The sequence below is a fragment of the Pseudomonas sp. MYb327 genome (assembly GCF_040438925.1).
In the GTDB taxonomy this organism is placed as follows: Bacteria; Pseudomonadota; Gammaproteobacteria; order Pseudomonadales; family Pseudomonadaceae; genus Aquipseudomonas.
Genome location: NZ_CP159258.1, coordinates 5,928,788 through 5,953,639, shown reverse-complemented (window position 1 = coordinate 5,953,639; position 24,852 = coordinate 5,928,788). Strand labels below are relative to the sequence as shown.

The following is a 24,852-nucleotide window of genomic DNA, read 5'->3' as shown; positions in this document are numbered from 1 at the left end:
ATCGCCAGCAAGCCGGCTCCTACAAAGGCGGTTCACACAGCTGAATTACGCCTGAAGATACCGCAGAACGGACTCGCAAATCATCTCCCGATGACGCTGCTTGATGCTTTCGTCCGGCAAGTCGATCTGAAAAATCTCACCAAAGGTATGGCGGTTCGAGACGCGATAGAAGCAGAACGAGCTGATCAACAAATGCACGTCCAGCGGATCAAGCCCGGTGCGGAACAGCCCTTCTTCTGCACCGCGACGCAGAATCACGCCCAGTGAATCAAGTACGGTGTTGTTCATCGCCTTGATCGCATCGGAGCGCTTCACATACTCGGCGTTGTGAATGTTCTCGATGCTGACGATGCGCACGAAATCGACGTTGCGGTCATGGTGATCGAAGGTGAATTCCACCAGTCGCCGAATTGCTTCCAGCGGCGCCAGTTCGGCCAGGTGCAGTCGGTTTTCAGTGGTGCGAATGTCGCCGTAGAGCTTCTCGAGCACCTCGACGTAAAGCTGTTCCTTACTGCCGAAATAGTAATAGATCATGCGTTTGGACGTGTGGATGCGCTCAGCGATCGCATCGACGCGAGCACCGGAAAGCCCCTGCTGCACAAATTCCACGATCGCTTCCTGCAGGATATTTTCGCGGGTCTTTTCCGGGTTGTTCTTGCGACTCTTGCGCGGCTCGGCAACCGGTTCGTCGGACGTTATCGAGAGTTCTGAAGTTGTTGTCATTGCGGGCTCACGGCCATCACTGCACAGGCTGGCGATTATGGGCTGCGCCGCACACTGAAGGAAGCCGTGCGGCATCGGATTACCCCCGCGATTACGAATTTCCTACAACTTTGTCTGACGGACGGCACCACTGCGGGATTTGGCCATGGCCGCCAGTCTTACCGCTACGTTGGCCGCACCGTATCCGGCATAACCGTTTTTGCGCTGGATGATCTCGAAAAAGAAACGTCCCTCGAACGGCTCGGTGTAAACGTGGAACAGTTCGCCGCCTTGGGCATCACGGTCGTACAACACGTTGTAATAGGCCAGTTCACTCAGGAACTCGTCATCGAAATCGAAGCGTGCGGCCAGGTCGTCGTAGTAATTGAGCGGGATATCCAGCAGCGGTACCCCCGCCTCTTTCGCGCGACTGACTTCAGCAAAGATGTCGTCACAATCGAATGCGATGTGATGCACACCCGAACCGCGATAACTCGACAGCGCGTGTGAGATCGCGGTGTTGCGGTTCTCGGAAATGTTCAGTGGCAGGCGGATCGAGCTGTCTCGACTGCGCAATGCGCGGCTCTTCACCAAGCCGTAGGGGTCGGGCAGAACCACTTCGTCGTCGGCCTCGAAATCCAACAGGCTCTTATAGAAAAGCACCCAACTGTCGAGGCTGTCGGCCGGCAACGCCATGGCCATGTGGTCGATGCGCTTGAGGCCGCCAGTGCTCACCGCGTCCGGCTGCAGATTGAAGTCGGTGCCGTAGACGTCGGCGTTCTGATCCACCAGGTAAATCAGGCTGCCATCCGGCGCACGCACGGCGGCGAGTTCCAGTTCATTGGGGCCGACCAGACCGCGATAAGGCTGACCTTTATAAGCCACGGCGCGTGCCAGAGCACTGGCGCTGTCCTTGACCCGCACGGCGGTGGCGCATAGCGATGGACCGTGCGCCTCGAAAAAACTGTGGCCGAACGAGTAAGGCTCGGAGTTGAGAATCAGGTTGATATCACCCTGGCGCAACAGGCTGACGCTCTTGGAGCGATGCTGGCCGGCCTTGACGAAGCCCAGGCGTTCCAGCCAATGGGAAAGCTTGGCGCCGAGGCTTTCGTCCACGGCAAATTCGAGAAATTCGATGCCGTTGTATTCGCTGGCTGTTGGCGTCTCAAACAAAATTTCGGGATGGCCGGCAGGTTTGGCTTCCTGCGCCAGACGCTCGCGGGTTTTCTCTTCGAGGTACAGCAACGAACGCAAACCGTCGGCGGCATTGGCCCGTGGCGGTGCGGCGCGGAAGCCATCATTGAAGATTTCCAGCGACAGCGGCCCGGTGTAGCCACTCTTGATGATCGGCGCGAGGAAACCCGGCAAATCGAATTCGCCCTGGCCCGGGAAGCAACGGAAATGCCGGCTCCACTCCAGCACATCCATGGCCAGGATCGGCGCATCGGCCATTTGCACGAAGAAGATCTTGTCGCCAGGAATATCGGCAATGGCACTTGGGTCGCCCTTGAGCGACAAGGTGTGAAAGCTGTCGAGCAACACGCCGAGGTTCGGGTGATCCGCCTGACGGACGATGTTCCACACCTGTTGATACGTGTTTACGTGACGACCCCAGGCCAACGCTTCGTAACCGATCCGCAGGCCTCGCGCGCCGGCGCGTTCAGCCAGCAGGCGCAAGTCATCAACTAGAATCTGTTCATCACCGATGGAATCGGCCGAGGCGTTGCTGCACACCAGCACCAGGTCGGTGCCCAGTTCCTGCATCAGGTCGAATTTGCGCTCGGCCCGTTCGAGATTTCGCGACAAACGGTCACGGCGGCAGCCTTCGAAATCCCGGAACGGTTGAAACAGGGTGATGGCGATCCCGAGATCGGCGCACATCTGTTTAATTTCCCGCGGGCTGCCGTCGTAGTAGAGAAGGTCGTTCTCGAAGATCTCGACGCCGTCGAAACCTGCGGCAGCAATGGCTTCGAGTTTTTCCGGCAGGGTACCGCTCAAGGACACGGTGGCAATGGAACGCTGCATATTTCGACTCCCGGTGGTGGAGGCAATCTTGTTAGGGATATCGCACGCTTGGCTCTTTGGAGGAGCCGGCTTGCTGGCGATGGCGATTTCGCGGGCGCCATCGCCATCAAGCCGGCTCCTACAAGAATTGTGTTTAGCTTTGATTGAATTATTGGCCCGACGATCCCTTACGGCAATTCAAAGTGTACTACCCGGTTAGTTTTGCGTGCGATTATCGAACAGAATGGCCTTTGGCGAATTGACGATTTTTCGTCCACTGCGCAACATCAACACCACATTGGGTCCGGTCGTGAATCACCGGTTCCAGTTAACAAGACCCAGAACACCACATAAAAATAATCGGTGGACTACATGACTCCTTCTCAAAGTTCTCCCGTGGAGCGCGCCTCCATGACTACTGCTACTGGCGGCATCGGTGACAAAATCCGCGGCGCCATGGCGGTCGGCAAGACCCGTTGGGGCATGCTGGCGCTGGTGTTCTTCGCCACCACCCTGAACTACATCGATCGCGCCGCCCTCGGCGTCATGCAGCCTATCCTGGCCAAGGAGATGAGCTGGACGGCGATGGACTACGCCAACATCAACTTCTGGTTCCAGGTCGGCTACGCCATCGGTTTCGTGCTGCAAGGCCGCTTGATCGACCGTGTCGGCGTCAAGCGCGTGTTCTTCTGCGCGGTGCTGCTCTGGAGCCTGGCGACCGGTGCCCATGGCCTGGCCACTTCGGCGGTCGGCTTCATGGTTTGCCGTTTCATCCTCGGCCTGACCGAAGCCGCCAACTACCCGGCCTGCGTGAAAACCACGCGCCTGTGGTTCCCGGCCGGTGAACGAGCGGTGGCCACCGGTATTTTCAACGCCGGGACCAACGTCGGCGCGATGTTCACCCCGATGCTGTTGCCGTTGATCCTCCACGTGTGGGGCTGGCAGGCTGCGTTCCTGTGCATGTCGGCACTGGGCGGGATCTGGTTGCTGTTCTGGGGCCTGAAATACTTCAACCCGGAAGATCACCCGAGCGTTAAACAGTCGGAACTGGACTACATCCAGAACGAAGTCGAACCGGAACAAACCCGCGTTCCGTTCTCGAAAATCCTGCGCATGCGCGGCACCTGGGCCTTCGCCCTCGCCTACTCGATCACCGCGCCGGTGTTCTGGTTCTACCTGTACTGGCTGCCACCGTTCCTCAATCAGCAATACAACCTGGGCATCAACGTGACCCAAATGGGTATCCCGCTGATCATCATTTACCTCACCGCCGACTTCGGCAGTGTCGGTGGCGGGATTCTGTCCTCGTTCCTGATCGGTCGCGGCGTGAACCCGATCAAGGCGCGGCTGATGTCCATGTTCCTGTTTGCCTGCTGCATCATCGGCGTGATCATGGCGGCCGGTTCCAGCAACCTGTGGGTCGCGGTGGCCGCCATCTCCCTGGCCATCGGTGCGCACCAGGCCTGGACTGCGAACATCTGGAGCCTGGTGATGGACTACACGCCCAAACACATGATGAGTACGGTGTTCGGTTTCGGCGGCATGTGTGCGGCGATTGGCGGGATGTTCATGACCCAACTGGTCGGCCACATCCTGACCATCACCAACAACAACTACACCGTGCTGTTCACCATGATTCCGGCGATGTACTTCATCGCGCTGATCTGGATGTACTTCATGGCACCGCGCAAGATTCCGAAAGTAGACGTCTGATGTTCCCTCGGCGCAGGCCCGGTTTCGGGCCTGCGCTTTTTTTGTGCCTGCGTTTTATGAACTCACCCTTTTCGCTCAACGCCAAGGAACTCAACCATGTCACCCGGTCACCTGAGCATCGCCAAACGCGCCGTGATCAGCTTCGGCCTCATCGCCCTGCTGGTCCTGCTGCAAGGCTTGTTCGCCCTCAAGCAAGTCGCCGAAGTACGCGCCACCGGCCAGCACACCGAGAACGTCTCCCTGCCCAGCACTCGCTATCTGGGTGAAATCCGTGACTACGTGCTGAGCATTCGCGTACTCAGCCTGCGCATGGCGCTGAACCGCGAACCAACAGTGCTCGACGCCACCGTCACGCGCCTGCATCAGGTTCAGGGTTGGCTCGAACAATCCCTGGAAAAATTCACCCCGCTCGTAGGCGACTACAATCGCGCGCCGTACGAAAAATTCGTCGCGACGGTCAGAAGTTACCGTCAGGCGCTGGCGCAATACGAGACGCTGTCGCAGGCCAATCGCCTGGAAGAAATGACCGTGCTGCTCAACGGCCAGATCCAGGATTATTCGACCCAGACCGGTGACCAGTTCGCCGAACTGGTGGCGCTCACCGCCAACCAAGTCGGCCAGTCTGCACAGCAGGCCGACACGCTCTACAACCAGGTAAAGGTCACAGTAATCGGTGCCTTGATCGCTGTGTCGTTGCTGACCGTTTTCCTCGCCTGGCTGTTGATTCGCAGCATCGTGCTGCCGATCCGCCAGGCCGTGGCGGTGGCCGAGCAAGTCGCCGCTGGCGATCTCGGAACACCGATTCAAAGCCATGGTGCCGACGAAACCGCGCGCCTGCTCACCGCCCTGTCGATCATGCAGACCAGCCTGCGTGAAACCCTGCAACGGATCAGCGACGCTTCCACTCAACTGGCTGCAGCCGCCGAGCAAATGAACCACAGCACCCATCAGGATTCGGGGCGCCTGCAACAGCAACACAATGAAATCGAACAAGCCGCCACTGCGGTGAATGAGATGACGGTTGCCGTGGAAGAAGTCGCACGCAATGCGGTCTCGACGTCTGACAGCACGCGCCAGTCGACACAGCAGGCGAGTCAGGGTCAGGCGCGAGTCATCGAAACACTCGACTCGATCCAGGCCATGAGCGCCGACGCCGGCACGGCCCTGCAACAAGTGCAAACCCTGGCCGAACAATCCCGGGAAATCGGCAAGGTGCTGGACGTGATTCGCGCCATCGCCGAGCAGACCAACCTGCTGGCGCTCAATGCCGCCATCGAAGCTGCCCGGGCCGGGGAAGCCGGGCGTGGTTTTGCGGTGGTCGCCGATGAAGTCCGCGCACTGGCCCATCGCACCCAGCAATCGACCCGGGAAATTGAACAGATGATCGGCCGGGTGCAGGGCGATACCGAGAGTGTGGTGCTGTCGATGCACGGCAACAGTCAGCGCGTCGCCGAAACCCTGTCGATTGCCGAACAGGCCGGCCTCGCATTGGCGGAAATTACCCGGGCCATGGAGCAGATCCACGAGCGCAACCTGGTGATCGCCAGCGCTTCGGAAGAGCAAGCCGCCGTGGCCCGTGAGGTGGACAGGAATCTGCTGAACATCCGTGACCTGTCGCTGCAAAGCGCCGATGCTTCCACCCGCACCAGTGCCACCAGCCAGGAGCTAACGCAATTGGCCGCAGGCCTGCAAAACCTGGTGCTGCGTTTCAGGTTCTGAGTGACCTCAGCGGCGGCTTTGTTGCCACGCCGCCGCCAGGCCACTGCAGCAAATCACGGCGATCCCGATGACGGTGGTCAGGGTCGGCGTATGGGAAAACAACAGCCACCCCAACAAACCGGCAAACACGATCTGGCAATAACTGAAAGGCGCCAGCAAGGCCGGCGCCGCCAGGCGAAATGCCTGGGTCAGAAACAGGTGTGCCGTCATCCCGCAGGCCCCCAGCGCCAACATCAACGCGCCATGCGCCAAGGTAGGCACCTGCCAGAAGAACGGCACCAACGCACTCATCACCAAGGTATTGCACAGCCCGGCGAAGAAATTGCTGGTGGTCGGGCTGTCGATCTCGCTGAGCTTGCGGGTCAACAGTTGGTAAAAGCAGAAAAACAGCGCCGAGCAGAATGGCAGCAACACTGCTGGCGTGAACAAATCTCCACCGGGATGGACGATGATCAGCACGCCGATAAAACCGAAAATCACCGCCAGCCATTGCCCTCGCGTCACTCGTTCTTTAAGCAGCGGCACTGACAGTGCCGTGACCAGCACCGGTGCCAGGAAGTTGACCGACGTCGCCTCCGCCAGCGGGATGTACATCAATCCGGTGGTGAAAAAAAGGCTGGTGCCCAACAGGCATAACGCCCGGATCAGTTGCAGCAATGGCCGCTTGGTCCGCAACACCCGCAGCCCGGATTGCGGCAGGAAAATCCCCGCCATCAACAAGGTGTGAACCACATAACGCGCCCACACCACCATGACGATCGGATAAAACCCGGAAAGGTATTTCGATATCGCGTCATGACTGGAAAACAGGAAAGTGGCAACAACGATCAGCAGGATCCCCTTGAAGGGTTTGTTGACGCCGGAAAGCGGGGTGCTGACGGTCATGAAAGCCTCTGAGTGAAATCAATATGTGGCGAGGGAGCTTGCTCCCGCTGGACCGCGCAGCAGTCCCAAAGCAACGTAATTGGCGACCACTTCGCGGTCGAACGGGAGCAAGCTCCCTCGCCACAAGATCAGGTCAAAGCCGCGCCAACAATTCCCGGGTTTTATCCAACGCCATCTGCGCCCGATCCAACCCGCTCACGCCCTGCTCCAGCAGTCGTATGGTGGGAATCTCCAGGCTCAATGGAATGTTAGCCGGCAAACCGCGCAACAGTCCTGCCAGATCACAATCACCGTCACCCGGAAAACGTCGCTCGTTACGGGCCTGACGCAAGATCTCGGCCATGTCCGCAGGCTTCGGCCCGGCGACATCACACAACTGCGCATACCGTAACCGTGAAGGGGCAACCCTGACCAGATCTTCCAGCCGTGAACCCGAGCGATCAAAGTGGAACGCGTCCACCAGCACCGCACCATTTTCGCGCCCGGCGTTTTCGACGATGCGCTCGGCTTGCACAAGATTGCGCGCATCAGTCCAGGGCATGAACTCTAGATGCGGATGCAACCCGTAAGGCGCCGCCAGATCACAGAGCGCGGCAAAATTTTCCGTCATGCGCTGTTCGTCAGAATCGTTACCGGCCACCAGCAATTCAGTGGCACCGAATTCCGCGCCGACAGCCAGAATGTTCTCGAAGTCGGCGACAACGGTTTCCGGTTTCAGCCGCAGGATTTCAACATCCAGCACGCGAACGCCGGTATCACGCAGTCGCGCCAAAGTCTGACGGCGCAATTCGCCATCGGCCACCAACGCAAAATGGTGTTCCTCCGGTGTCGCCGGCACCAGGCGCAAACCGACATGGCTGTAACCGGCCCGCGCCGCGACTTCGACCATGTTGGGGGGTGAAAGCTCCAGCACGGTCAGGCTGGCCAGGGAAAAGATTCGTTCGCTCATGGTTAGCCCTCGATCAAGGATGGTGCGCAAGCGCGGCCGGTTTCGGCGGCCTCGCGGATGGCTTCGATCAACGCCAGTGTGCGGGCGGCATCGGCGACGCTCACCAAGGGTTCGACTTGCCGGCGCGCGACGCGCACGAAGTGCTGCAATTGCAAACGCAAGGCTTCATCGGCACTGAACGTTTCTTCCGTCTGCACCAACGACTCATGCCAGCCACCGTCGGCTTCCGTGTACTGCCAGCGCTTGAGTTGCGGAATGCTCAGTGCCCCGCCCGTCCCGGCCAGCAAGTAGCAAGGCTGATCAGCCTGACGCGGATACACCGGGTTTTCCCCTGAGTCCAACTCCCAACTCCAGGGTGCCGCCACCGCATCGGAACCGGTCAGACTGCCCAGCGCGCCGTTGTCGAATTGCAGCAACACCGCGGCGCAATCTTCATTGGCGAACCCGCGAATCGCATTGCTGGTGATGGCCTGGACCTGACGCACTTCGCCGCACAAATGCCGCAGCAGATCGAGGTCGTGGATGAGATTGGTCAGCAACATTCCCGCACCGGCCTCGCGACGCCAGGGAATCTCGAAATAGCTGTCGGGCTTGCGCAACTGCCAGAGCGCCGTGACCGTGGTCAATCGGCCCAGGGCGCCGCTGTGGACAAGTTCATGGGCGCGGACGATCAAGGGATTGTGCCGACGGTGATGGCCCACCAGCACGGGCACACCCGTGGCCTTCGAAGCCGCCACCAACTCGCGGACTTCATCTATGTGCACGCCCACCGGTTTTTCCAGCAGCACCGGCACGCCCGCCGCGAGGCAATCGAGGGCGGTGCTGACGTGCAGCGTGTTCGGATTGGCAACGATGACCGCATCCGGCCTCGCCTGCTGCAACATCTGACGGTGATCGGCGAAATACGCCACACCCCATTCGGCCGCAAGAGCAGCCGCTTGCGGCCCGGGATCGGCCACTGCGCACAGGGCTGCTTCGGTCAGGGTTTTCAAATGCTGGTAATGCTGCTGACCCATGTTGCCGGCACCGATCAGGGCGATGTGAAGGGGCGAATTCATGTCGCGGTCCTCTTGTGGTTATTGTTGGAAGGGTGAATTCCAATAATTTAGAACCTGGTTCCAGATTCTTACACAAGCATGGACTGAAACTGTTCGAACAGCGCACAGCTTCGTAGGCAAATGAAAATCTACTCTAGGAGCGGGCTTTTATGCAGGCCTCAGCTGAATAGCTCTGAAGCCAGACTCGCCGCCGACAATTCATCCGTAAACGCCAACAACAACGGCGCCAATTCATGCAGCCTCGCCCCCGGCATCCGCGCACTCGGCCCGGCGATGCTGAGCACGCCGATCACCCGCCCATCCCCTGGATGGCGCACCACTGCGGCAATGGCCGAAGTACCCACCGCCGAGCTTTCCTCAACACAGGCGTAACCCTGCTCCCGTGCCAGGCGCAGGCGTTCAAGCAGCTCAATATTGGAACGCGGCGCATTCGGTCCCAGCTCCAGCGGCCGGTCCGCCGCTTGGCGCTCGACCAGCGACAAGGCCTCGGCATCGCTCATGCACGCCAGCCACGCATGGCCCGAAGCGGTATAGAACAATGGCGCATCGCGGCCCATGTCCGGGTCGTAACGCAGGCCGGATCGGGCACCCTGGGACTTGGCGATCCACGTCTGCCTCTCGCCTTCGATCACTCCGAGACGCACCAATTCGCCGGTCTCCTGAGCCAGGCGATCGAGCACCGGCTGCACGATATCGGCGCCGCTACTCGACAGATAACGGAACCCCATCGCCACCAGTTTGGTCGACAAGTGGTAACGCAGGTTCTCCGGATTCTGCCGCACATAACCCAGCCGGATCAGCTCGGCGAGCAGCCGGTGGGTTGCGCTTTTAGGGATGTCCAGTTGCTCCGCCAAGGCCTGCATCGGCAGGCCACGCGGGTCGCTGGTGAGGCTTTCAAGCACACTGAAAACACGTTCGATCTGACTGCCGGCCATGGGGAGGTTTCCGCAAAATTTTGTCGATTCTAGAAGACAACCGCACGAATGCGAAATCTGGAACTGAATGTCCGATAACCGCCCGTTTTATTCGGCTCAAGCTTGCCCGGCAAAGACAGACTCTTATATTTTTTGGAACCCGATTCCAAAACAATAATCCGCTGGAGCTCATACCATGTCTGCCGAACCGCACCTTCTCCCCGACGTCGATTGCGATGTGCTGATCGTCGGCTCCGGTGCGGCCGGGCTGTCCGCAGCGGTTACCGCGGCGTGGCATGGCTTGAAAGTCATCGTTGTAGAAAAGGACCCGGTGTTTGGCGGTGCAACCGCCTGGTCCGGTGGTTGGGCCTGGGTGCCCTGCAACCCGTTGGCTCGTCGCGCCGGCATCGTCGAGGACGTGGAACTGCCGCGCACTTATCTGAAACACGAATTGGGCGAGCACTATGACCCGGCGATGATCGACGCCTTCCTCGAAGCCGGCCCGCAAATGGTTGCGTTCTTCGAGGAATACACGTCGCTGCAATTCGCCGACGGCAACGCCATTGCCGATATACATGGCGACACGCCCGGCGCTGGCACCGGTGGACGCTCGGTGATCGCCGCGCCCTACGACGGGCGAAAAGTCGGCAAATTGCTTAAGCGTCTTCGCAAAACCATGCGGGAAACGTCTTTCATGGGCATGCCGATCATGGCGGGCGCGGACCTCACCGCATTTCTCAACCTGACACGTTCACTGTCGGCGGCCTGGCACGTCACCCGGCGTTTCACTCGCCACCTGCTCGACCTTGCCATCCATGGTCGGGCGATGCACTTGGTCAACGGTGTTGCGCTGGTGGCACGGTTGGCGAAATCCGCCGAAGACCTTGGTGTATTGCTCTGGGAATCGGCGCCGGTCACCGAACTACTGCGCGAGAACAATCAGGTGTGCGGCGCGGTGGTCAACACCGCCAAAGGGCCGGTGAGCATTAAGTCGCGTAAAGCCGTGGTGCTCGCGGCTGGCGGTTTCGCCAATGACATCGAGCGGCGCAAAGCCTTGTTCCCGCGCACGCCCACCGGCAACGAACATCTCGCCTTGCCGCCGCTGGCGGTGTCCGGCGACGGGCTGCGGTTGGGAGAAAGCGCAGGCGCCCAAGTGAATACCGACCTGGCGTCCCCAGTCGCTTGGGCGCCGGTTTCGCAGGTACCACACAGCGACGGCAGCACGGGCCATTTCCCGCACATTATCGAACGCGGCAAGCCAGGGATCATCGGCGTATTGAGCAACGGCCAGCGTTTCGTCAACGAAGCCAACGGCTACTACGACTACGTCACGGCCATGGTCGCCGCCGCCCCGCCGGGGGAAGAAGTCGCCTCGTGGCTGATTTGCAGCCATGGGTTTCAGCGTCGTTATGGCCTGGGCATCTCTCGGCCGTTTCCGCTCCCGGTGTCGTCCTTTATCCGCAGCGGGTATCTGAAAACCGGCAATACCCTCGAGGAACTGGCGTCGGTCTGCGGCATCAACCCCATCGGCTTGCGCACCACCGTGGCGGACTACAACCGCCACGCCAGCCACGGCGAAGATCCACAGTTCGGTCGCGGCTCGACGCCTTACAACCGCAAACAAGGTGACGCGTTACAGCACCCCAACCCCTGCGTCGCGCCCATCGAACACGGTCCGTTCTATGCCGTGAAGGTCCAGCCCGGCTGCTTCGGCACCTTCGCCGGTCTCAAGGTCAACGCGCACGCCCAAGCCCTCGACGAAACCGGCCAGGCCATCGCCGGGCTGTACGCGGCGGGCGGCGATATGGCCAGCATCATGGGCGGGCACTACCCCGCCGGCGGCATCAACATCGGCCCGGCGCTGACCTTCGGCTTCATCGCCGCGCGCCATATCGCCGGTATCAGCGCTTATGAAAAGGAGATCGACCATGCAGCACATCGTTAATGCACAGGGTTTGAACATGCCCAAGCTGGGCCTCGGCACTTGGCCAATGCTCGGTGAGGAATGCACACGCGCCGTGGAACAGGCCCTCGCACTCGGCTATCGACACATCGATACGGCGGCGGCCTACAACAACGAAGACGCGGTCGGTCAGGCGCTAGTGAACAGTCCTACGCCGCGCGAGCAAATTCACGTCACCAGCAAGGTTTGGTGGGACCAGTTGCACCCTGACGCCATGCGCCATTCCATGGACCGCAGCCTCAAGGCCTTGCGCAGCGATTACGTCGATTTATTCATGATCCATTGGCCGACCACCGACTGGGACCTGCCGAAGACCATCGAAACCCTGGTGTCATTCAAGGAGCAAGGCCTGGCGCGCAACATTGGCGTGGCGAATTTTCCACTGCCACTGTTGCGCAAAGTCGTCGAAGAACTGGGCGCGCCGCTGTCAGCCATTCAGGTCGAATACCACGTACTGCTCGGACAAAACGCCTTGCTCGATTACGCCCGTCAACACGATCTGGCGCTGACGGCCTACACGCCGCTGGCACGCAACAAGGTTTCGGATGTCCCGGAAATCCTGCAGATCGCCGCCAAACACGGCGTGCTGCCGACCCAGGTCGCACTCAAATGGCTGCTGGATCAGCCAAACGTGGCTGCCATTCCCAAGGCCAGCAGCGAGGCCAATCAGTTGGCCAACCTGGCGGCGCTGCAAGTGCAACTGGATGACGATGATCGTGCAATGATTGCCAACCTGTCCAAGCGCGAGCGTCAGGTCAGCCCGGACTTTGCGCCTGTGTGGGACGCGTTCGACAAGTAAGGCCCCGTATAAAAACCCATCGTGCGACGGAATTCGATGGGGAATCCGTGTTCAATACAAGCCTGAATCGTTCTCGGCACTCCGTCAGGGGTTGTCGGGAACAACAGCATGCGCAGGAAAAGCCGGACGACCGGACTGGCGCCGCTCCCACTTGGCAGCAACACTCATCGCACGGACAACCTGAGGATTCCCACATGCTATGGAAAAAAGGCCGACGCAGCGACAACGTGGTCGACGCCCGTGGCGATGATGTTGGCGGCGGTGGCGGCGGGATGCGTTTTGGTGGCGGCAAAGGCCTGAGCCTGACCGCGATCATCCTGATTGTCGGGATCGGCTGGATCACCGGCCAGGACCCGCTGCAGATCCTCGGTCAGTTGACGGGCCAGATGAGCGAGCAGTCGGCGCCCGCCACCAACCAGACCCGCAAGGCACCACCGGCCAATGATGAAGGGGCCGAATTCGTGCGTTCGATCCTCGGCGATACCGAAGACACCTGGCGGCAGATTTTCCAGCAGGCCGGCAAACAATACAAAGACCCGACCCTGGTGTTGTTCAGCAACCGCGTGAATTCGGCTTGCGGCTTGGCGACGTCGGCCACCGGCCCGTTCTATTGCCCGGCGGACCAGAAGGTCTACCTGGATACGAGTTTCTTCCAGGAGATGTCACAGCGCTTTGCCGCCGCCGGTGACTTCGCCCAGGCCTACGTGATCGCTCACGAAGTCGGACACCACGTTCAGACGTTGCTCGGCGTTTCCGCGAAAATTCAGACAGCCCGCCAACAAGGCCGGCAAATGGAAGGCGACGGTGGTTTGCTGGTGCGTCAGGAGTTGCAGGCTGATTGCCTGGCTGGGGTCTGGGCCAATAATGCGCAGCAACGGCTGAACTGGCTCGAACCGGGCGACATCGAAGAAGCGCTGAACGCCGCCAATGCCATTGGCGACGATCGTTTGCAGCAACAGGGTCAGGGTCGCGTGGTGCCTGACTCGTTTACCCATGGTACGTCGGCGCAACGGGTGCGCTGGTTCAAAACCGGATTCGCCCAAGGCCAGGTTGGCCAGTGCGATACCTTTTCGGCGAAAAATCTGTAAATGAAAAAATGGCTGTTGGCGTTGCTGATCACTTGCGCAAGTACCCAGGCTGCCGAGCCGGGGGTCAAGGACATCAGCCCCGGGCGCCTGTTGTTGAAATCAGGTGAAATGGCGGTGGGCATCAGTCCCGCCCCGGCGAAAATCGAACGCGTGCTGATCATCATCCACGGCCGCCCGCGCAATGCACAAACCTATCTGCAAACCGGCGAACACGCGGTCGAACTGGCCGGACAAAGTGCGACGACCCTGGTGATCGCTCCGCAATTTCTCAATGAAACCGACGTTGCGCTGCATCCGGTGTCTGACACGGTTTTGCGCTGGCAGGGCAATGAATGGATGGCCGGGGGCGAATCCACCGCGCCGTTTCGTTTGAGTTCCTACGAGGCGCTGGACGAAATCATCGCTCGACTGAGTGATCGCCAGCAGTTTTCGGATGTGAAGCAAATCATCATCGCCGGGCACTCCGGCGGCGCTCAGGTGGTGCAACGCTACGCCTTGCTCGGCCACGATCTGTCGGCACTCGAAGCCGCGGGTGTGAAGGTGCGCTACGTGATCGCCAATCCGTCGTCATACGCCTACTTCGATGAGCGCCGGCCGGTGGCCTTCAACCACGCCGGATGTCCGCAATTCAATCGCTGGAAGTACGGGCTGACAGACTTGCCTGCCTACGCCGAAGGACAAACGCCCGCGCAATTGCAGGAAAAATACCTCAAGCGCGACATCGTTTATCTGCTGGGGCAGCAGGACAACGACCCGAATCATCCGGCACTGGATAAAAGTTGCGAAGCCAAGGCCCAGGGCGCGAATCGATTGGCCCGTGGGCGTTTTTACTTTGATTATCTAAAGCGGCTGCAACCGCAGGGGTTGAATCAGCGGCTGATCGAGGTGCCCGGTGTGGGGCATGACGGGAATGGGATGTTTACGTCGCCGGAGGGGCAGAAGGCGTTGTTTGCTCAATAACCTGCGTTGTCAGGTCCGATGCCTTCGCGAGCAGGCTCCCACAATGAATGCGATCAACTGTGGGAGCGAGCCTGCTCGCGAAAGGGCCTCAAGCCGACAGCATCTGCCGCAACTCAACACAATCCGCCGCATGCCAATCGGTCAATTCCGGCCACGGATTATCCGGCAAATTCACCAACACCGTCCGCGCGCCCGCCGCTCGCCCGCAATCCAGATCAAAACGGTAATCACCGACCATCACCAACTCACTCGCTGGCACGTCCCAGGCTTGCGCCAATTTCAGCAAACCACCGGGATGGGGTTTTGGCGGTGCTTCGTCGCGCCCCAATACATCGTCAACCGCGAAGCAATCGGCCAGGCCAATCGCCTCCAGCGTGACATGCGCCAACTCGCGGGCATTGCGCGTGAGGATGCCCAGGCGATAACCGCGAGCGGCCAGGTCACGCACCAATTCCACGGCACCCGGTGCCGGTTTCGAACCGAGCGCCAGGTCCCGTTCATGCTCCAGCAACCAGGCATGTTTGGCCGCCGCTTCGTCGGGCGGCAGCGCGGCGAGGTGAGTCAGGATGTCGTCTTCGGCGGGAATCGCCAACGCCACGCGAATCGCGGCGAAATCATGCACGGCCACCGTCAGGGTGCCGTCCATGTCGAACACCCAGTGACGCACGTCGGCCAGGCTCATGCCCAATCCTTGCGATGACGAATCAAGCCTTCCTGCGTCACCGACGCCACCAGTTGCCCGGCGCGGTTGAACACGCTGCCACGGGAAAAGCCGCGAGAGTTACCCGCCCACGGACTGTCCATCGCGTACAGTAACCAGTCATCGGCACGCAGATCGGCGTGGAACCACAACGAGTGATCAAGGCTGGCGACCTGCATGTCCTTATGCCAGACCGACTTGCCGTGAGGCTGCATCGAGGTGGTCAGCAGACCGAAATCCGAGGCGTAGGCCAGCAAATACTTATGCAGCGCCGGGGAGTCGGCCAAGGCACCGTCGGCGCGAAACCACACGTACTTGATCGGGTCAGACGGTTGTGGGTTGTAGGGATCTTTTTCGGTGATCGGCCGGAACTCGATCGGCTTCGGGCACAGCAGCTTTTCGCGCATTTTCTCGGGAATCAGGTGTGCGCGTTGCTGGGTGATCTCCAGCTCCGACGGCAGGTTTTCCGGGCCGACAACCTGCGGCATTTCACTCTGGTGCTGGAAACCTTCTTCGTCGTACTGAAACGAAGCGCTGCACGTGAAAATCGGGTGGCCCTTCTGGATCGCCGTTACGCGGCGCGTGCTGAAACTGCCGCCGTCACGCACCCGGTCAACCTGATACACCACCGGCAACCCGGCATCGCCCGGACGCAGGAAATAGCCGTGCATCGAATGCACATGGCGCGTCTCTTCGACCGTCTGACTGGCCGCCGACAGCGACTGGCCGAGCACCTGACCACCGAACAGCTGCCGAAAACCCAGGTCCTGACTGCGACCACGGAAGAGGTTCTCTTCGATCGGCTCCAGGGTCAGCAGGTCGACCAGATCTTCCAACACTTGGCTCATTCAGACTCTCCTCAAACAACGCAATGCCGCGCAGTCTTGGCTGCGTCGGTCGATTCAGTTTCTGGCCCGGGCCAACATGAGGGCTATTGTAAACGTCCGGCCCAGGTTATCCATGCAAGGTTTGCAGCCATTGTTCACGGCTGATGCGATACAGCACGTGATGCCGCAGGGGATGGTCGACGGCAAGATTCGGGTGTTCGAAGTCATCGGCCGGGTCATGGTGCATGCCGATGGCTTGCATGACTTTCTGCGACGGCAAATTGCTGTCAGCGGTGAAGGACACGACTTCATTCAGGGCCAAACGATCAAACCCGCAGCGCAGAGCGGTCCATGCCGCTTCGCTGGCGTAACCCAGGCCCCAATGTTTGCGCGCCAGGCGCCAGCCGATTTCGATGGCTGGAGTGAAATGCCCGTCGAAACCGACCACGCCGAGCCCGGTAAAGCCGATGAACTGCCCGGTGTCCTTGCGCTCCAGCGCCCACAGGCCAAAACCGTGCTCGGCAAAATGACCGCGAACCCGGCCGATCAGCGAAGCGCTTTCCAGTCGACTCAAGGCTGCCGGAAAATATCGCATGACCTGAGGGTCGGCACACATCGCCGCAAACTCCGGCAAATCCTCATCGCGCCACTGACGCAACAGCAGTCGAGCGCTCGCAAGCTCCAATATCGGCTCCATCGTATTCCCCCGTTTCCGTGCCGCAAGTCTACATCGCTGGTAGGATCCTTCACTCATTCCCGTACGAAATCATCATGCCGCTGCCGCTGATTTATCACGAAGACTACAGCCCCGAGTTCCCGGCGGATCACCGCTTCCCCATGGACAAATTTCGCCTGCTGCGCGATCACCTGGTGGACAGCGGCCTGACCCGCGACGCCGACTTGCTGCGCCCGGAGCTCTGCCCGCCAGAGATTCTCGCCCTGGCACATGACCCTGCGTATATCGAACGCTACATGGGCGGCGAATTGTCCCGCGAGGACCAACGGCGCCTCGGCCTGCCCTGGAGCGAAGCGCTGGCCCGGCGTACGGTGCGGGCAGTCGGCGGCTCGTTGCTGGCGGCCGAGCAGGCGCTGGAACATGGTCTGGCCTGTCACTTGGCCGGCGGCACTCACCACGCGCACTACGACCACCCGGCCGGGTTCTGCATCTTCAACGACCTGGCGGTGATCAGCCATTTCCTGCTGGAAAGCGGTCGCGTCAACCGGGTGCTGATCTTCGACTGCGATGTGCATCAGGGCGACGGGACTGCACGCATCCTGCAAAACACGTCGGAAGCCATCACCGTTTCCCTGCATTGCGAAAAGAATTTTCCCGCGCGCAAAGCTGAAAGCGACTGGGACATTCCACTCCCCAACGGCATGGGCGATGCCGATTACTTGAAAGTGGTCGATGATGCGCTCAACTACTTGCTGCCGCTCTATCAGCCGGACCTGGTGCTGTACGACGCCGGTGTCGATGTGCACAAGGACGACGCACTCGGTTATCTGAAGCTGACAGACGAAGGCGTCGCCGCCCGCGATGAAAGCGTCATGCGCCATTGCCTGGGTCGTGACATTCCGGTAGTCGGCGTGATCGGCGGCGGCTACAGCAAGGACCGCAAGGCCCTCGCCCGCCGCCACGGCATCCTGCATCACAGCGCGCAGCGGGTCTGGCAGTCATCAGGCTGTCACTGAGTTGTGGATGCTTTACCCACAATGCCTGTGGAACTGCCTGTGGATAACCTGAGTGAAACGGACTACAGGCCATACGGGGCATGGGCTACAGAACTGTGATCATTTTTTAATCACGCGTTCAAATCCACCACATTCCCTGTAGGAGCGGGCTTGCCCGCGATGACGCCAGCACATTCAACATTTTGCTGACTGCCAGTCCGCTATCGCGGGCAAGCCCGCTCCCAGAGAGATTTTGGCTGATAGAATGCCCGCCTCAATTCCGCCAGACCGCAGTTCATTCCATGACCCAATCCTCGCCAGCCCTTCCCCCTCAAGTCGCCATCATCGGTGGTGGCCCCGCCGGGCTGATGGCCGCTGAAGTGTTGAGCCAGGCCGGGATCAAGGTCGATCTGTACGACGGCATGCCTTCCGTAGGAAGAAAATTCCTTCTGGCTGGCGTCGGCGGCATGAACATTACCCATTCCGAAGCCTACCCGGCGTTCCTCGCCCGCTATGCCGAACGGGCACCGCAGATTGCGCCGCTGTTGCGCAGCTTCGGCGCCGACGCGTTGTGCCAGTGGATACATGACCTGGGTATCGAAACCTTTGTTGGCAGCTCCGGTCGGGTGTTTCCCACCGACATGAAAGCCGCGCCGCTATTGCGTGCCTGGCTCAAGCGCTTGCGCGACAGCGGCGTAGTTATCCACACCCGGCATCGCTGGCTTGGCTGGAATGATCAAGGTGATTTGCGCATTGCCAGCCCCGAAGGCGAAAAAACCGTACACGCCGACGCCACCTTGCTCGCCCTCGGTGGCGGCAGCTGGTCACGCCTGGGTTCGGACGGTGCGTGGATGCTGCCACTGGAGCAACGCGGTGTAGGACTTGCGCCCTTGCAGCCAAGTAATTGCGGCTTCGAGGTGCAGGCCTGGAGCGAATTGATGGTCAGCAAATTCGCCGGAGCACCGCTGAAAAACATCGCCATCGGCCTCAACGACGACGTTCCGAGGCTCGGTGAATGCGTGATCACCGGCACGGGGATTGAAGGCAGTCTGATCTACGCCCTGTCGGCGCCGATCCGCGAGGCGATCAACCAGCATGGTTCGGCGACCATTCACCTGGATCTCCTGCCCGGTCGGCCTGTGGATAAAATCCAGGCCGCATTGAGCAAACCACGCGGCTCACGCTCGATGGCCAAGCATCTGCACAGTCAGTTGGGGATCGACGGGGTAAAAGCGGCACTGCTGCGAGAGCTGACACCTGCCGAGACCTTCAGCGACATGTCATTGCTAGCCAAGGCGATCAAGGCGCTGCCGATGACGCTGGTGAAAACCCGTCCACTGGACGAAGCCATCAGCAGCGCAGGCGGTGTTAGGTTCGAAGCAATGGATGAGCGCTTGATGCTCAAGCCATTGCCTGGGGTTTTCTGCGCAGGGGAAATGCTGGATTGGGAAGCGCCGACGGGCGGCTATCTGCTAACCGCGTGTTTTGCCAGTGGACGGGCGGCGGGGATGGGGATGGTGGAGTGGCTTAGGAACAGCGGCAAGCTATAAGCAGCAAGCTACAAGTTAACCGCTGTGAACTTGCCGCTTGCAGCTCAAATCTTGACGCGCCTTAAGGCTTGCGCTTACGCGGCCCAGTGTTAAACACCGGTACTTTGCGCACAGGCTTGACCGAAGGTTCAGCCGGCGCAACTTCACCGCTATCAACCCACTTACCCAGGTTGCGCTTGCCGCCGCCACCCGAAGCCTTGGGCTTCTTCGGTTTTTTCGGCTTCTTGACGACCTGCCCGCTGGCATCGGTATCCGGCACCCGATGCTCAGGCTCGAAATCCGGTTCGTTCTGACGCTTCAACGTCTGACGGGTCAACATCTCGATGGCCGACAGAAGATTCACTTCATCCGCGCAAACCAGCGAAATGGCCTCGCCAGTCGAGCCCGCGCGGCCGGTACGACCAATGCGGTGGATGTAGTCCTCGGCCACGATCGGCAAGTCGAAATTGACCACCAGCGGCAAGTCTTCGATATCCAGGCCACGGGCCGCGACGTCAGTGGCGACCAGGATCTGCACTTCACTCGCCTTGAAACGATCCAGCGCACGCTGACGGGTCGCCTGCGGCTTGTCGCCGTGGATGCCGTCGGCGTTGATGCCCAGGCCCTGAAGCTTTTCCACCAGCGCGTCCACGCCATTACGGGTCTTGGCGAACACCAGCACCTGCTTCCACTTGCCCTTGCGCATCAAGTGCACAAACAGCTCTGGTTTACGCTTCTTGTCCACCGTCACGATCCACTGCTTGACGGTGTTGGCAGCGACGTTGCGCGGGCTGACTTCAACCGTCAGTGGGTCGTTGAGCATTTGCCCGGCCAGCAGGCGGATGTCGTCGGAAAAGGTCGCGGAGAACAGCAGCGTCTGACGTTTCTTCGGCAGCGCGCGGTAAATGTTCGCCAGCTCCTCGGAAAAGCCCAGGTCGAGCATGCGGTCGGCTTCGTCCAGCACCAGGGTTTGCAGCTGGTTGAACTTCAGCGCGTTCTGGCGGAACAGATCGAGCAAACGGCCCGGGGTCGCCACCAGCAGATCGACGCCGCTGCGCAGTTTCATCATTTGCGGGTTGATACTGACGCCGCCGTACACCGCGTAAGTGCGCAACGGCAAGTTCTCGGCATACTGACGCACGGCTTCGTGGACCTGCTCGGCCAGTTCACGGGTCGGCACCAGGATCAGCGCGCGCACCGAGTTGGCGGTGACTTTCGGCCCTCCCATCGCCAGCAATTGCAGGAGCGGCAGCGCGAAACCGGCAGTCTTGCCGGTGCCGGTCTGGGCGGCGGCCATCAGGTCGCGACCGGCCAGCACTGCCGGAATGGCTTGCGCCTGAACCGGCGTCGGAGTCTGGTAGCCGAGCGTCTCAAGGGAGCGCAGCAAGGGTTCGATCAGGCCAAGGGTGGCGAAAGTCATGGGAATACCGTAGGAAAATTCAGCGCGGTTGTGCGGAACAAGTGTGCAATGCCGCGCAGTTTACCCTAATTCACACGAGATTCTGTCGGCACCACCTTCACCTTCGGCAGCGCCGGAGCACGACGCCACTGCGGCAAGCCGATCAACACCACGGCGCTGATGATTACCAACATGGCCAGCGCTTCCTCGATGCCGATGGTCTCGCCAACAAACACGATGCCCAGCAACACCGCCACCGCCGGGTTGACGTAGGCATAACTGGTGGCCGCCGCAGGACGCACGTGTTTCAACAGGTACATGTAGGCGTTGAACGCGATGATCGAGCCGAAGAAGGTCAGGTACGCCAGCGCGGCCCAACCTTCGATCGGCGGCATTTTTTCCAGGTGCTCACCGCTGACTGCGCTGCCGATCAGCAACACCACCCCGCCGACCAGCATTTCCACGGCGCTGGCCATCGCGCCCTGAGGCAATGGCAGGTGTTTGCTCCAGACCGAACCGAAGGCCCAGGTCGCCGCCGCAAAGATCAGCAACGCCGCGCCCAGCGGGCTCGATTGCAGGTTGGAGCCGAGGTTGAGCATGCCGATGCCGATGAGCCCGAGAGCAATTCCGGCCCATTCGAGACGGGTATTGCGCGCACCCCAGAAATAGCCAAAGAGCAAGGTAAACAGCGGCACCGTCGCCACCGCCAACGCCGCTACCCCGGAAGCAACCCCGGTGTGCTCAGCCACACTGACCGCGCCATTGCCACAAGCCAGCAGCAACACACCGATGATGCCCGCGGCTTTCCATTGCGCCCAGGTCGGTGCCGGCGCCCCGCGCCAACGCAGGAAGGCGTACATCAAGGTCCCGGCAATCACGAAACGGATCCCCGCCAGCAGCAACGGCGGCCAGTACTCCACGCCAATACGAATCACCAGGTAGGTCGAGCCCCAAATCACGTACAACGCGAAAAAGGCAGCGATTAACGGTAAGGGAAAGCGACGTGGACCAGGCATGGCGGGCAGCTCACAGGCAAGACGAGTGAAGGGCTATTCTAGAAAGGCTGGCGCGGAAAAATAAGTTACAAAACCTGTTTAAAGCATCGGTACACTTTTCAAAACACGGAGTTCGGCGCTATAAACCGTGTTTTCGAAAGTCAGTGATGTTCAGGAGTCTGCCCGATGGATAAGTACGACCGCATGCTGCTCAGCGCCCTGCTGGAAAACGGTCGCGCGTCCTACGCCGACCTCGCGCGCAAGGTCAACCTGTCTGCCCCGGCCGTGGCCGAACGCGTGGCCAAACTGGAAGCCTGCGGCGTGATCACTGGTTACCAGGCCAAAGTCGACATGGCCAAGCTTGGCCTTCCGATCCAGTGCGTGATCGAACTGCGCCTGAACCAGCACGGCAACCAGAAAGCCTACGACGACCTGATCAAAATCCCACAGCTGACCGAATGCCACCGTGTAACCGGCGATCCGTGCGTGATCATGCAGGCGGCGGTGGGTTCGATGCCGGAACTGGAGGATCTGATCAACCGGATTGCCACGTTCGGGTTCAGCAAGACGTCGATTGTGTTGTCGAGTGCCATCGAAAAACGCGTGCCGTTGGGGGCGTTGGAAGGGAATGGAAAGCTCTGATTCGACACAAACCCTGTAGGGGCCGACTTGCTGGCGATTTCGGCATATCAGTCGACATGAATGTTGGATGATGAACCGCTATCGCCAGCAAGCCGGCTCCTACAGGGGAACTGCGGTGATTTCAGAATCCGCGATGCCGTTTCAAATGCTCATTGATCTTCGCCGCTGGCACTTTCTGCAACTTGCACAGCAAGTCATGAGACAGGTCGCGCAAGCCGTGCTTGTGGCGCAGCTCTTCGGCCAGATGCGAGGTCAGGTTAGCCGCCATTTCCGCATCAGCCATCGCCCGGTGAGCCTTGCCGGTGTGTGGCAAGTTGGCGAATGTGGTAAGGGTGCCGAGCTTGTGATTCGGCGCGGCGGGCATCAGACGGCGGGCCAGTAGCAGCGAACAGGCAAAGTTTTGCAGGCGGGTGCGTTTGATCCGGCCCAGTTCGAAGTCCCAAAACTTTTGGTCGAATGCGGCGTTATGCGCCAGCAAAGGCGTGATGCCGACGAATTCATTCACTTCGTTCATCACCTGCTCGGCCGAGGGCGCGGTGCGCAGCATGGCGTTGCTGATGCCGGTGAGTTGTTCGATGAAGGCCGGGACGCGTACGCCGGCATTCATCAGGCTCTGGTAACGCTCGACAATGCGCCCTTGTTCGAGGATGACCACGGCGATTTCCGTGGCCCGGCAGCTGCTGCTCGGGGAGATCCCGGTGGTTTCAAAGTCGATGACTGCAATGCGTTCCAAACCTGGTTCAACTCCGTAAAAATCAATTCTTGAGCAGCAACGCGCCTTCGATCGGCACGTAGCGGCTGGCGGCGCGGATCAGCGAGTTGGCGGTCAGGCCCGGCACGCCGTAGGCCACCGCTTGCACCCCGTGTTTGCTGATGATGCGTTCGAGCAGCATGTCGAAATCACCGTCGCCGGAGGCCAGCACGATTTCGTCGACGTGGTCGGCGGCGTCCATGATATCGAGGGTGATGCCTACGTCCCAGTCGCCCTTGGCCGAGCCGTCGCTGCGCTGGATGTACGGCTTGAGCTTCACGGTGAAACCGAGGTTGCGCAGGATCTGCTGGAACTGCTGCTGTTTGCTGTCGCCACGGTCGATGGCGTAGGCATAGGCCTCGACGATCTGCCCCTGCTTGCTGATCTCGGCCCACAGCGCGGCATAGTTGAAGTGGCAGCCATAAGCCTGGCGCACGGTGTAATAGAGGTTCTGGACATCGGCGAACACTGCGATTTTTTTCACCGGAAATCCCCTCGGGTGCAGGCAAGATCAGGCACAAGGCCCGAAAAGTCGCCAGTATGCCAGCCTGGAGGAAGGTTCCGCGAATAATCGGCCTGAAGCCGCAGGCGGCCTCAGACGAATGGCACCGGTGAAATCGCAACCTGTGGCGAGGGAGCTTGCTCCCGCTGGCCTGCGCAGCAGACCCGTTTTTTTGGGGCAGCTTCGCGACCCAGCGCGAGCAAGCTCGCTCGTCACAGGTTCGGGGTTGTCAGACGTAGGAGTCGTCGTCACCACCAAAGAACGATGAACTGTCATCGCTGTAGTCGGCGTCGGCAAAACCGCCCTGGTCGTTGCCGTAGGAATCGTTACCAGCCATGCGCTGGTCGTCGCCCCAGCCGTTGTTGCTCTGGTCGTTGACCTGGGCCGGTTCTTCCTTGATGACTTCGACGATTTCTTCCGGTTGCTGATTGTGATGGAACAGGCTGCTGATGCCTTGCGCCAGCATCACGCCACCCGCGACGCCGGCCGCGGTTTTCAGTGCACCACCGAGGAAACTGCTGCCCGCCGCGGCCTGCTGTTGCGGTGCGTAGTTTTGTTGCGGCGCGCCGAAGTTTTGTTGTGGCGGTTGCGAGTTGAACGCAGGACGCGCCGGCTCACGCCAGCCACCGCCATTCGACACCTGCGCACTTTGCGCAGGCGCAGGCTGCGGATCACGGCTGCCGCCACCAAAGATGCTCGACAGGAAACCACCGCTGCTCGCTGCCGGAGCCGCTTGCGTTTTGGCCTGTTGCAGGTCGGTCTGCAATTGCCGGACTTGCGCGGTCAGTTGTTTGTTCTGTTCGTCGAGGCTCTTGATCGCTGCCTCTTGCACCAGAATCGCCTGGGTCATGAAATAGCCTGCCGCCGGTTGGCGTGTCAGGTGTTCCTTGATCCGCGCCTCGGCCTGGGCGTCGCGCGGGGCTGAGTCCGTTTCGGCCTGTTGCAGCCGGGAAAACAGTCCATCGATCAGGGTTTGTTCTTCGCTGTTCATGGCGACCTCGTAGATTGCCGGGGAAATCGTTGCCTTTATCCATAGAGGATAAGGTGCCCGACCTTAATGGAGGCTGAAACAAGTCGTTTCA

The 24,852-nt window shown here is 60.3% G+C and carries 23 protein-coding genes; 9 read left to right on the top strand and 14 right to left on the bottom strand.

Going from position 1 to position 24,852, the window contains the following annotated elements; all coding sequences use genetic code 11:
• Positions 1-45 precede the first annotated feature (45 nt).
• Complete coding sequence (locus ABVN21_RS26960; RefSeq protein WP_339555941.1) at positions 46-723, bottom strand: TetR family transcriptional regulator; 678 nt, start codon at positions 721-723, stop codon at positions 46-48.
• Between the two features lie 102 nt (positions 724-825).
• On the bottom strand, positions 826-2,727 hold the full coding sequence (gene quiC, locus ABVN21_RS26955; protein WP_339555940.1) for a 3-dehydroshikimate dehydratase QuiC: 1,902 nt from the start codon (positions 2,725-2,727) through the stop codon (positions 826-828).
• Positions 2,728-3,117: 390 nt separating this feature from the next.
• Here quiC and ABVN21_RS26950 point away from each other — a divergent pair, with 390 nt between their 5' ends.
• Both ABVN21_RS26950 and ABVN21_RS26945 read left to right on the top strand, forming a co-directional pair.
• The gene (locus ABVN21_RS26950) at positions 3,118-4,419 is read left to right on the top strand and encodes an MFS transporter (protein ID WP_339555939.1); all 1,302 of its coding nucleotides are present in this window, start codon (positions 3,118-3,120) and stop codon (positions 4,417-4,419) included.
• A 96-nt stretch (positions 4,420-4,515) separates the two neighbouring features.
• Positions 4,516-6,138, top strand: coding sequence for a methyl-accepting chemotaxis protein (locus ABVN21_RS26945; protein WP_339555938.1), 1,623 nt, complete (start codon positions 4,516-4,518; stop codon positions 6,136-6,138).
• Between the two features lie 6 nt (positions 6,139-6,144).
• Here the strand turns inward: ABVN21_RS26945 and ABVN21_RS26940 are convergent, their stop codons facing one another.
• From ABVN21_RS26940 to ABVN21_RS26925, 4 genes are all read right to left on the bottom strand, one after another.
• On the bottom strand, positions 6,145-7,023 hold the full coding sequence (locus ABVN21_RS26940; RefSeq protein WP_339555937.1) for a DMT family transporter: 879 nt from the start codon (positions 7,021-7,023) through the stop codon (positions 6,145-6,147).
• 133 nt (positions 7,024-7,156) lie between these two features.
• Entirely contained in the window at positions 7,157-7,972 is an 816-nt protein-coding gene (locus ABVN21_RS26935; protein ID WP_339555936.1) for a sugar phosphate isomerase/epimerase, read from the bottom strand.
• A gap of 2 nt (positions 7,973-7,974) precedes the next feature.
• Positions 7,975-9,030: a Gfo/Idh/MocA family oxidoreductase gene (locus ABVN21_RS26930; protein ID WP_339555935.1), complete on the bottom strand. Its 1,056-nt coding sequence runs from the start codon at positions 9,028-9,030 to the stop codon at positions 7,975-7,977.
• Positions 9,031-9,188: 158 nt separating this feature from the next.
• Positions 9,189-9,965 carry an IclR family transcriptional regulator gene (locus ABVN21_RS26925; protein WP_339555934.1) on the bottom strand — a complete coding sequence of 259 codons (777 nt, stop codon included), beginning with the start codon at positions 9,963-9,965 and terminating at the stop codon, positions 9,189-9,191.
• 175 nt (positions 9,966-10,140) lie between these two features.
• Here ABVN21_RS26925 and ABVN21_RS26920 point away from each other — a divergent pair, with 175 nt between their 5' ends.
• The 4 genes from ABVN21_RS26920 (at position 10,141) to ABVN21_RS26905 (ending at position 14,754) form a co-directional block, all read left to right on the top strand.
• The gene (locus tag ABVN21_RS26920; protein ID WP_339555933.1) at positions 10,141-11,889 is read left to right on the top strand and encodes an FAD-dependent oxidoreductase; all 1,749 of its coding nucleotides are present in this window, start codon (positions 10,141-10,143) and stop codon (positions 11,887-11,889) included.
• Entirely contained in the window at positions 11,873-12,706 is an 834-nt protein-coding gene (locus ABVN21_RS26915; RefSeq protein ID WP_339555932.1) for an aldo/keto reductase, read from the top strand. The genes ABVN21_RS26920 and ABVN21_RS26915 overlap by 17 nt, the downstream gene beginning before the upstream one ends.
• A gap of 194 nt (positions 12,707-12,900) precedes the next feature.
• On the top strand, positions 12,901-13,794 hold the full coding sequence (locus ABVN21_RS26910; protein WP_339555931.1) for a neutral zinc metallopeptidase: 894 nt from the start codon (positions 12,901-12,903) through the stop codon (positions 13,792-13,794).
• Positions 13,795-14,754, top strand: coding sequence for an alpha/beta hydrolase (locus tag ABVN21_RS26905; protein ID WP_339555930.1), 960 nt, complete (start codon positions 13,795-13,797; stop codon positions 14,752-14,754). It abuts the gene before it with no gap.
• 88 nt (positions 14,755-14,842) lie between these two features.
• Here ABVN21_RS26905 and ABVN21_RS26900 read toward each other — a convergent pair whose 3' ends face one another.
• From ABVN21_RS26900 to ABVN21_RS26890, 3 genes are all read right to left on the bottom strand, one after another.
• A complete protein-coding gene (locus tag ABVN21_RS26900; RefSeq protein ID WP_339555928.1) occupies positions 14,843-15,436 on the bottom strand; it encodes an HAD family hydrolase in 594 nt (197 codons plus the stop codon).
• On the bottom strand, positions 15,433-16,302 hold the full coding sequence (gene tesB, locus ABVN21_RS26895) for an acyl-CoA thioesterase II (RefSeq protein WP_339555927.1): 870 nt from the start codon (positions 16,300-16,302) through the stop codon (positions 15,433-15,435). The genes ABVN21_RS26900 and tesB overlap by 4 nt, the downstream gene beginning before the upstream one ends.
• A gap of 106 nt (positions 16,303-16,408) precedes the next feature.
• Entirely contained in the window at positions 16,409-16,978 is a 570-nt protein-coding gene (locus ABVN21_RS26890; protein ID WP_339555926.1) for a GNAT family N-acetyltransferase, read from the bottom strand.
• Between the two features lie 74 nt (positions 16,979-17,052).
• Between ABVN21_RS26890 and ABVN21_RS26885 the strand changes: the two genes are divergently transcribed.
• Positions 17,053-17,973: a histone deacetylase gene (locus ABVN21_RS26885; protein ID WP_339555925.1), complete on the top strand. Its 921-nt coding sequence runs from the start codon at positions 17,053-17,055 to the stop codon at positions 17,971-17,973.
• A gap of 281 nt (positions 17,974-18,254) precedes the next feature.
• Positions 18,255-19,502 carry a TIGR03862 family flavoprotein gene (locus ABVN21_RS26880; protein ID WP_339555924.1) on the top strand — a complete coding sequence of 416 codons (1,248 nt, stop codon included), beginning with the start codon at positions 18,255-18,257 and terminating at the stop codon, positions 19,500-19,502.
• 61 nt (positions 19,503-19,563) lie between these two features.
• Here the strand turns inward: ABVN21_RS26880 and ABVN21_RS26875 are convergent, their stop codons facing one another.
• Positions 19,564-20,901 carry a DEAD/DEAH box helicase gene (locus tag ABVN21_RS26875; RefSeq protein WP_339555923.1) on the bottom strand — a complete coding sequence of 446 codons (1,338 nt, stop codon included), beginning with the start codon at positions 20,899-20,901 and terminating at the stop codon, positions 19,564-19,566.
• A 65-nt stretch (positions 20,902-20,966) separates the two neighbouring features.
• Complete coding sequence (yedA, locus tag ABVN21_RS26870; RefSeq protein ID WP_339555922.1) at positions 20,967-21,896, bottom strand: drug/metabolite exporter YedA; 930 nt, start codon at positions 21,894-21,896, stop codon at positions 20,967-20,969.
• A 165-nt stretch (positions 21,897-22,061) separates the two neighbouring features.
• Between yedA and ABVN21_RS26865 the strand changes: the two genes are divergently transcribed.
• Positions 22,062-22,517 carry an Lrp/AsnC family transcriptional regulator gene (locus tag ABVN21_RS26865; RefSeq protein ID WP_339555921.1) on the top strand — a complete coding sequence of 152 codons (456 nt, stop codon included), beginning with the start codon at positions 22,062-22,064 and terminating at the stop codon, positions 22,515-22,517.
• Positions 22,518-22,638: 121 nt separating this feature from the next.
• On the opposite strand, the gene ABVN21_RS26860 is transcribed toward ABVN21_RS26865, so the two are convergent.
• From ABVN21_RS26860 to ABVN21_RS26850, 3 genes are all read right to left on the bottom strand, one after another.
• Positions 22,639-23,250: a 3'-5' exonuclease gene (locus tag ABVN21_RS26860; protein ID WP_339555920.1), complete on the bottom strand. Its 612-nt coding sequence runs from the start codon at positions 23,248-23,250 to the stop codon at positions 22,639-22,641.
• 22 nt (positions 23,251-23,272) lie between these two features.
• Positions 23,273-23,752 (bottom strand): NYN domain-containing protein, encoded by a 480-nt coding sequence (locus tag ABVN21_RS26855; protein WP_150701560.1) that lies wholly within the window; start codon positions 23,750-23,752, stop codon positions 23,273-23,275.
• A 247-nt stretch (positions 23,753-23,999) separates the two neighbouring features.
• Entirely contained in the window at positions 24,000-24,761 is a 762-nt protein-coding gene (locus tag ABVN21_RS26850; RefSeq protein ID WP_339555919.1) for a DUF2076 domain-containing protein, read from the bottom strand.
• Between the last annotated feature and the right edge of the window lie 91 nt (positions 24,762-24,852).

Bases quoted from the DNA above. Each gene is read 5' to 3' on its own strand.
- tesB (WP_339555927.1), bottom strand. From the start codon at position 16,302: ATGAGCCAAGTGTTGGAAGATCTGGTCGACCTGCTGACCCTGGAGCCG.
- ABVN21_RS26880 (WP_339555924.1), top strand. From the start codon at position 18,255: ATGACCCAATCCTCGCCAGCCCTTCCCCCTCAAGTCGCCATCATCGGT.
- ABVN21_RS26930 (WP_339555935.1), bottom strand. From the start codon at position 9,030: ATGAATTCGCCCCTTCACATCGCCCTGATCGGTGCCGGCAACATGGGT.
- ABVN21_RS26915 (WP_339555932.1), top strand. From the start codon at position 11,873: ATGCAGCACATCGTTAATGCACAGGGTTTGAACATGCCCAAGCTGGGC.
- ABVN21_RS26950 (WP_339555939.1), top strand. From the start codon at position 3,118: ATGACTACTGCTACTGGCGGCATCGGTGACAAAATCCGCGGCGCCATG.
- yedA (WP_339555922.1), bottom strand. From the start codon at position 21,896: ATGCCTGGTCCACGTCGCTTTCCCTTACCGTTAATCGCTGCCTTTTTC.
- quiC (WP_339555940.1), bottom strand. From the start codon at position 2,727: ATGCAGCGTTCCATTGCCACCGTGTCCTTGAGCGGTACCCTGCCGGAA.
- ABVN21_RS26885 (WP_339555925.1), top strand. From the start codon at position 17,053: ATGCCGCTGCCGCTGATTTATCACGAAGACTACAGCCCCGAGTTCCCG.
- ABVN21_RS26890 (WP_339555926.1), bottom strand. From the start codon at position 16,978: ATGGAGCCGATATTGGAGCTTGCGAGCGCTCGACTGCTGTTGCGTCAG.
- ABVN21_RS26905 (WP_339555930.1), top strand. From the start codon at position 13,795: ATGAAAAAATGGCTGTTGGCGTTGCTGATCACTTGCGCAAGTACCCAG.
- ABVN21_RS26920 (WP_339555933.1), top strand. From the start codon at position 10,141: ATGTCTGCCGAACCGCACCTTCTCCCCGACGTCGATTGCGATGTGCTG.
- ABVN21_RS26925 (WP_339555934.1), bottom strand. From the start codon at position 9,965: ATGGCCGGCAGTCAGATCGAACGTGTTTTCAGTGTGCTTGAAAGCCTC.
- ABVN21_RS26960 (WP_339555941.1), bottom strand. From the start codon at position 723: ATGACAACAACTTCAGAACTCTCGATAACGTCCGACGAACCGGTTGCC.
- ABVN21_RS26940 (WP_339555937.1), bottom strand. From the start codon at position 7,023: ATGACCGTCAGCACCCCGCTTTCCGGCGTCAACAAACCCTTCAAGGGG.
- ABVN21_RS26900 (WP_339555928.1), bottom strand. From the start codon at position 15,436: ATGAGCCTGGCCGACGTGCGTCACTGGGTGTTCGACATGGACGGCACC.
- ABVN21_RS26945 (WP_339555938.1), top strand. From the start codon at position 4,516: ATGTCACCCGGTCACCTGAGCATCGCCAAACGCGCCGTGATCAGCTTC.
- ABVN21_RS26910 (WP_339555931.1), top strand. From the start codon at position 12,901: ATGCTATGGAAAAAAGGCCGACGCAGCGACAACGTGGTCGACGCCCGT.
- ABVN21_RS26865 (WP_339555921.1), top strand. From the start codon at position 22,062: ATGGATAAGTACGACCGCATGCTGCTCAGCGCCCTGCTGGAAAACGGT.
- ABVN21_RS26850 (WP_339555919.1), bottom strand. From the start codon at position 24,761: ATGAACAGCGAAGAACAAACCCTGATCGATGGACTGTTTTCCCGGCTG.
- ABVN21_RS26935 (WP_339555936.1), bottom strand. From the start codon at position 7,972: ATGAGCGAACGAATCTTTTCCCTGGCCAGCCTGACCGTGCTGGAGCTT.
- ABVN21_RS26875 (WP_339555923.1), bottom strand. From the start codon at position 20,901: ATGACTTTCGCCACCCTTGGCCTGATCGAACCCTTGCTGCGCTCCCTT.